The sequence below is a fragment of the Chitinophaga sp. genome (assembly GCF_036569185.1).
Taxonomy (GTDB): domain Bacteria; phylum Bacteroidota; class Bacteroidia; order Chitinophagales; family Chitinophagaceae; genus Chitinophaga.
The window spans coordinates 20016-27577 of the sequence record NZ_DATCRD010000355.1 but is presented as its reverse complement, the minus strand read 5'-3'; the positions used below and the strand labels follow the sequence as shown (position 1 = coordinate 27577).

5 protein-coding genes are annotated in these 7562 nt (G+C 46.3%); 2 read left to right on the top strand and 3 right to left on the bottom strand.

The genetic code is table 11. The features are described from left to right. On the top strand, nt 1-1324 hold a 1324-nt coding region (locus VIM72_RS27330; protein ID WP_332005985.1), incomplete at its 5' end, for a S41 family peptidase. Between the two features lie 28 nt (nt 1325-1352). Here the strand turns inward: VIM72_RS27330 and VIM72_RS27325 are convergent. The 3 genes from VIM72_RS27325 to VIM72_RS27315 form a co-directional block, all read right to left on the bottom strand. Then, the gene (locus VIM72_RS27325) at nt 1353-2474 is read right to left on the bottom strand and encodes a 6-bladed beta-propeller (RefSeq protein WP_332005984.1); all 1122 of its coding nucleotides are present in this window, start codon (nt 2472-2474) and stop codon (nt 1353-1355) included. A gap of 79 nt (nt 2475-2553) precedes the next feature. Continuing rightward, complete coding sequence (locus VIM72_RS27320; protein WP_332005983.1) at nt 2554-2925, bottom strand: hypothetical protein; 372 nt, start codon at nt 2923-2925, stop codon at nt 2554-2556. Between the two features lie 142 nt (nt 2926-3067). Further along, the gene (locus tag VIM72_RS27315) at nt 3068-4408 is read right to left on the bottom strand and encodes a hypothetical protein (RefSeq protein ID WP_332005982.1); all 1341 of its coding nucleotides are present in this window, start codon (nt 4406-4408) and stop codon (nt 3068-3070) included. Between the two features lie 513 nt (nt 4409-4921). On the opposite strand from VIM72_RS27315, the gene VIM72_RS27310 reads away from it, so the two are divergent. Then, entirely contained in the window at nt 4922-7519 is a 2598-nt protein-coding gene (locus tag VIM72_RS27310; RefSeq protein ID WP_332005981.1) for a DUF7133 domain-containing protein, read from the top strand. Nucleotides 7520-7562 lie beyond the last annotated feature (43 nt).

Sequence of the window (7562 nt, the reverse complement as noted above, 5' to 3'; positions counted from 1 at the left end):
AAATTACTCCGGCTTTAAAGATAAAGTGACTGACGAAAACCGCCGGGAGTTTGAACAGCTGACCGACAGCCTGCTGAAACAAACCCGTGGTGCAGATGTTGCCACCTGCCTGCAGCTGATGACGGCGTGGATGGATTTTTTTAAAGACGGACATGTGTCCGTTGCCCTCATTGAAGATTCGGTGAACCATGCCCTCATCCGCAGTTTATACCGTAATACGGAACGGGTAACGCTGAACCAGGCGCAGTTCAGATCCTACCTTGACAGGAACAAACAACAGCTGGACCCGCTGGAAGGAATCTGGGAAGACGAGTTGGGGCTTTACCTGGTGGGTATCACCCGTGAAAAGGGAAAGCATCCCGGTGAGCTGACCGGTTTTGTGCTGCAGGCCGACAGCCTGTTCTGGATGCCCGGGCAAATAAAAATGAAACTGGATGGCAAAGCCGGCAAATACCGGTTAACGGCCTATTATAACAGGATGCATACACTGTCTGTACCGGAATTCAACATCATCCGGGATGGCGTTATTTATATCGCCGGGTATGGCAACTGGTATAAGCAATACCCCGGCCAGGGTAAAAAAATAATTGCGCCTGAGGCCAGCGGCGGCGCATATCATCCTTCTTTCAGCATACTGGACAGTAACACCTGCCTGATCGCTATACCCAATGCACAGCTTACCTATAAGGGTGAGATCGACAGCCTGCTGACCCGCTATGACGCCGCCATTAAGCAGCGCAGGCACCTGATCATCGATGTCAGGGACAATGGAGGCGGCTCGGTGCTCTGTTTTGAAAAACTGCTGCCACTGATCTATACAGGTCCAATGATTACAAAAGGCTCATCTGTACTGGCCACCGAGGACAATATCAGGGGCTACTACGCCATGTACGATTTTCCCAACATTTCAGACAGCATGAAGAATGTTTTTAAAAAGGAAGCGGAAGTGCTGTGGGCGCACAAAGGAGGTATGTATAACCTCTGGCCCGGCGACACGACCCGGTTTGATACCATATTCCCATACCCCCAAAAGGTATCTATCCTGATAAACGGGAACTGTGCCAGCAGCACAGAGCTGTTCCTGATCAAGGCCAGGCAAAGCAGCAAAGTAACGATGTATGGCACACCCACTCTTGGCGTGGTGGATTATGCAGATGCAGCCACCTTCAAACTGCCCTGCGGCATCTATAAGGTAAGGTTCTCTACCTCAAGGACCAACCGTTTACCGGATGAAAAGATCGATAATATCGGCATTCAGCCCAATGTGAAAATCCCGGAGCAGGTGCCGGATTGGGTGGAGTATGTGCGAACCAGGGCGCGATAGGGAATGCATATTTTTTTAGGAGTTAGGGTCAAAAATCTTTTAACCTGAAAAACATAAAACTAATATCCTCCTGCGGAGCAGCGGCTCCTGGCGCCGGCGCATGCAGGGGAGGCATCTTCATTACAAAATAATCCCCCAGCTTTCCTATTATTTTATTCCGCGAATGGAAGGCAGCATCTTTGCGGCTGCTATATTCTGTTAGCTGAAGCACTTTCCCTGTTTTCTTTGAGTAGAATACATTCCTCGGACTGATCCTTGATTGGAAACTATACCGGAACGATACCCACCGGTCTGTAATAAACAGGGAGTTGTTATCATAGATAATACCTGAAGTTTCCATTTTTTTCCAATAGGCAAAATGATCCCTGACAGTGGTAATGGCTTTGGTTTCTTCCGTGATCAGGTTTTCTTTGGGCGCATCCACCTGGTATACAGGTGTTGCTCCATCCAGGGTTACGTGGTAAATTTTATCATCCAGCAGCGGAAAATAGAAAACCGAATCCTTGTAGTTATCAAACTGATGTGGGAACGCTATATCAAGTTCTTTGATAAGCGGGAAAAAAGACAGTTCCTGGGAATGATAAGTAACCATGTTGCCCTTCTCTTTATAGAGCCTGAGCCTTACCATCTCTTTATTGTTATTTACAATCTCGCTTACATACATTCCTTTGCTTTTTGCAAACGTTAACCCAAAGTATCTTGAGCCTATAATTTCAAGCACCTTGTTTAATTTGCCGTTGATGTCATACCTGAATATTTTATTCTGGCTAAGATCCAGTATTTCTACCTGTTGCTGTTGTGCATCATAAGTTACATCTGTCATGCTTGCATACTGATCTCGTTTATTTTCCACCCGGTGGATTTTTGTTCTGGGAACGCCGTGCTGATCAAAGATTAATACAGCTCCCTGTGAGTGGTCAGCAATAATGAGGAGGCTATCGGTTACAAAGAAGCCGGAGATCTGGTTGACGAAAAGATCTTTGGTGGCTTTTAGCTGAACATAATAAACGCTGTCGGCAATATCTTCTATAAACACAGCCTGGCTATCCGCTGGCGTAATTTTAATTTTTATAGCTGGTAAGTTGTTGCTTCTTTTTTGAGCGCAGGAAGCTAATAGCAATATCAAAAAGATCAGTAAGTGTTGCTTCATTGATAGGTGATTGAGTCAGCTGGTGAGTAGGAGTAAACCTGCCACCCGCAAAGGGTGGCAGGTGTTAGGATGAATGTGATCAGGGTACTATTGCAGGTGGAATATTTGTTACATCATGGTAGTCGTTATGCGGGGTGAAAGGGTTATACTCTGCACCACACTGGTTGCCTGAGTTGTTAGGATAAAACACATAATAGCCGGTATCGTAACCAATCCAATGTTCCACTACGTGATAGTAGTCATCATTTACCCAAACCCAGGTACCGGTTCTGAAGGTCCTGTCGCCGGTAGATCCGCAATACCTGTTACCATTGCCATTGGTATCCACCCATGCTGCGGATGCCTTGTTGGACGAATTGGTGATATCAAAGCTGATAAGTGCATATTGGAGATTGCAGACTAATATGATTACAACGGCAATACCGCCTGCTATTTTAAGGATTCTTTTCATGGTTATAATTTTGAATTGAAAGAAGGTTTGATTATCGTTTGCTGTTTTGGTTGTAAAGTATAGATAAGACCCCATAGGGGTCACCAATACTGCAGCAGGAATAACTCAACTGTTATGTTGGGCAGGGTAATGATAAACGGTGTCATTGGTGTGGATTATCTGGAGGAATCGTTGCTTTCTCTAACAGCTCTTTTAGTTCCTGTTTCAGGGTATCACTGTTGCGCCAAACTTTGCTTCGCTGATGTGCATAAACTCCAATCAACAGGGCATAAAGAAAAGCAACAGTCAATACCAGGCGTATATGTTTTGTTTGTTGCAATGCCTTATCTGCAAAGAATGCCACCAGGAAAAATATTCCTACAGACGAGAGGTACGCATACCTGTCTGCCACCATGGCAAACCTGGCCATAGGAATAATATGAAGCACCATGGCAATATGAACCAGGAAAAATGCCATCCCAAAAAACACCCATTTCTTTTTCCAGAAATCCCAGAAGGAAAATAACAGGATCAACAGCAACAGGGGATATATCCAGAATCTTTTTGGTACTTCTTCCCCGATGGCATTAGGGAAAACATACAGGTAGCTTAGTTTAACGGGGATCAGGCATTTTACCAGGTATTCTGTAACAGAATAACTCGCAAATATGACGTTCTGGTAAAACGGATAATGACGGGAATTGGATAGCAGCCCTACTTTATCTGCGCTTTGCGAAAGTAACGTAATATAACCCATCAGGAGGGCGAGCAGGAACATGGGCAGTTTCTCCATCCATACCCGTTTGTTTTTTAAATCCCTGTTTACGGCATAATCCACCAATAGTAAACATACGGGGAATGTTACTGCCTGTTCTTTTCCTCCGAAAGAGCAGATGAAAAAAAGCAGGGTGAGTATATAATAAATTATTTTGGTGGATGATAAATACCTTAAATAAAGATGAAGCCCAACCAGGTAGAAGAAACTGTAAATAAGAATTTTAGAGGCAGATATCCATGCCACTGATTCTACCAGCAGTGGATGAAGGGCCATAATAGCTGCTGTAAGAAATGAGATGTTTGTTATGGAGGCGGGTGTAAAACTTCCTGATTGAATTAAAATACGCCTGATGAGAAAATAGACCAGCAGCACGTTGCAGAGGTGCAGCATAATGCCTGCCAGGTGAAACCAGAACGGATTGTAACCAAATGCTGCGTACAATATGGTATATAGCAACTGGTTAAGAGGGGCGTATTGCCCTTTGTAAAATTCCGTCAGGATGGCCCACAGGTTTTCTGCGTTCAGCCCGTTTTCTGTGTACGGATTAATCACTACCCATTGATCATCCCAATGTGTTTGAAACTGGTGGGAAAATACAGGGAAGTAAACTATTAGTGTGAAGAGCACCAATGTGGCTACAGACCATACTACGCTATTAACAACAATGATTTCTTTTAGCCGTGGAAATATACGCTGCGTGGAAACAGCACTAACGTTGTGATTCATTTGGGCAGAGCTAAAGTTGTCAGGAAAAGGAAATGAAGAAGGCATGCATAGCGGTAATGCTATGCCGATGAATGATAGCGATGTTCCTTTTCAGCACCGGCATCCGCTGCTCCCTCCGTTTCCCCTGCATAAAGCTCATTTAGACGCACTACTTTGTCAGAATAATACTTGGGTATCATGGATATATTATTGTCATCAGGATTAGTGTCTGGCGTTATATTACCGGGCTAACACTATCATGAAATCTCAGTTTCTTCAAATACGGGTTGGAACTATGTTCGTGGAATATCTTATCTCTTTACTAACGTTTTCAATCCGGTTAAGCTCAACCTGAATAGCATACTTAAATATAGGATAATTTATTTCATAATGCAATATTTTCGTAGCAACGGTAACCGGCAAAAATCACCCGGGTAACCGTTTAAAGAATAAATTCAGTACGGAAATTTATTTTTTATATCTTGATCGGCTATTTTAGTTATAGTTATACGATCTTAAACAAGCCGCAATTCAATGATTAAATTTCCACTTAAGCTGATCTGTTCTCTTACAGCGCTTATTGTAGTAAAACCGTTTTCAGGGTATTCTCAAACCGCTCCCGCTGAATTAAACATTACCCGGTTTTCCGGCCCTGCCATTACACCCAGTCCCGCCTGCCTGGCAGTAGCGCCCACCGGGGAAGTATTTGTTGGGGTAGATATGATGGGCTCTCTGGGTAAAGACCCGGGGAAAGGCCGGATATTGAAACTGGTGGACAAGGACAATGATGGTAAAATGGATGAGCATATTGAATTTGCTACGGTCGACAATCCACGGGGCATCATTGTAATGGGCAACCAGGTATTTGTATTGCACACCACATTCTCCGGTGAAACAGGTAAAGCCACCGGTATGGCCCTGGTGGTTTTTGAAGATAAAGATGGTGATGGAAAGGCTGATGGTCCTCCCAAGCCGCTGATTGAGCATCTCAGTAACACCAAATATATCCAGGAGCGTGGAACAGACCATGCCACCAACGGTATCCGCATGGGTATTGATGGCTGGATCTATATTGCGGTGGGCGACTTTGGATTTCATGACGCTACGGACCGCTCCGGTAAAAAATTGACCATGCTTGGCGGCGGCATCATAAGGGTACGCCCCGATGGTACCGAAATGGAAGTCTTTACCCACGGTACGCGCAATGTGTATGATGTGGCCATTGATCCCTACATGAATGTTTTTACAAGGGAAAATACCAATGATGGCGGAGGATGGAATGTGCGCTTCTCACATCATATCCAGTCAGGCGAATACGGCTACCCCGTATTGTTCCAGCATTTCACCGATGAAATCATACCCGCCCTGGCCGATCTCGGCGGAGGCTCCGGTACCGGCGCTTTATTTATGTCGGAGCCAGGCTGGCCGGAGAAATATAACAATGTGCCGATGATGGCCGATTGGGGCAGAAGCATGCTTTACATCCACCGGGTAAAACCTGATGGCCCCACCTTCACACAAAAAGAAGAAGATTTCATCGCGCTGCCACAGATCACCGACCTGGATGTTGACGGATCAGGCCGGCTTTACCTCTCTGCATGGGATGGCGCCGGTTATTCCGGTAGCGATACCATCGGCTTTGTAGTGAGAGCAGTGCCCAATAACTGGACCTACAAGGCTTTCCCGGATCTGGCCAAAGCCCCGGTGGAAGAACTGGTAAACCTGCTTAAATCACCCAGTGCGGTGGCCCGCTTAAATGCATCGCAGGAGCTGCTTCACCGTGGCGACCAGCAGGCGATTGCAGCTACGTTAAAAATAGCATCAGATGCACAATTGCCGTTATACGCCCGCCTGGCCGGCCTTTACACCTATGCGCAAGCTACGGGGAAAGACGGTATTGCGGCCTTGCTGGAGCTTACAAAAGATCCTTCTGTAAAGGAGCACGCTTTGCGCGCCCTGGCAGATCGCAAAGGCATACTGGCGGATGTTCCTGAGCAACCTTTCCTGGATGCGCTGAAAGATCCATCCCCACGGGTGCAGGCCGCTGCAATAGTAGGCTTAGGACGTTTGGGCCGTATGGAAGCTGCTACCGCCTTGCTGCAAACAAAGGTGCCAGCCTCATTTGTGGCGCCTGTAAAAGATAAAGAAGGACCGCATGCTACGCCTAATGCAGCCATTATATTGCCTCACCTGGCAGTGCGCGCACTGGTGGAACTGAATGCCGTAGATGCCGCCGTAGCTGCTGTCAACGGGCCTAACGCCACGCTTGCATTATGGGCTTTGCGCTATATGCACGATGAGAAAGCGGTGAACGGGTTAATTGCTGCCTACAAACAATCGAAAGACGAAAAGCTGAAGAAGCAGATCCTGGTTACGCTGGCGCGCCTGTACCGGAAAGAAGACACTTACGACGCCTCCTGGTGGTGGGGAACCCGTCCGGATTCACATGGCCCGTACTATAAAGCGGTGCTCTGGGCAGGATCGCCGGTGATCGAAAAATTCATGAAGAAGGAAGCGGTAAACCCTGTACGCCTGCAGCTTTTCAGGGAGCTTGATGCCCGTAACAGGATGGAGATCGCTGCATTTGCCCCGCTGAAAAAGGAAGAAGCTGTTGCAGCAAAAGAACCAAAAGTAGACCTGGAGAAAATTAAAAGTAAGAAAGGACAGGTGGGTAAGTCATCTATCGAAGATGTGCTGCTGGCCGTGAAGCAATTAAAAGGAGATGCAGCCAAAGGAAGGGTATTGTTCACCAACCAGGGTTGTATTGCCTGTCATAGCCTCAGCAGAAGCGAAAAAATGAAAGGCCCTTTTATGGGACAGATCGGATCTATCATGAACCGTGAGCGCATCGCCGAATCTATCCTTAAACCCAATGCTTCTATTTCACAGGGATTTGCCACCGTAACAGTGACCGCGAAAGGTAATAAGACCTATGTTGGATTTATTACAGAAGAAACAGCCACTAAAGTGGTAATGAGAGATATTGCAGGAGAAGTGTATACCGTGAATGCGGCCGATATCCTGAGCCGTAAGGAAATGAAAACTTCCATGATGCCAACAGGGCTTGCCAATGCTTTGTCGTACGAGGAGTTTGCATCATTAGTGAGCTTCCTGGCGCAGCAAAAGAAATAAAACACCCATCTCCTCCGGGCAGCATAACCCGGAGGAGATGTAA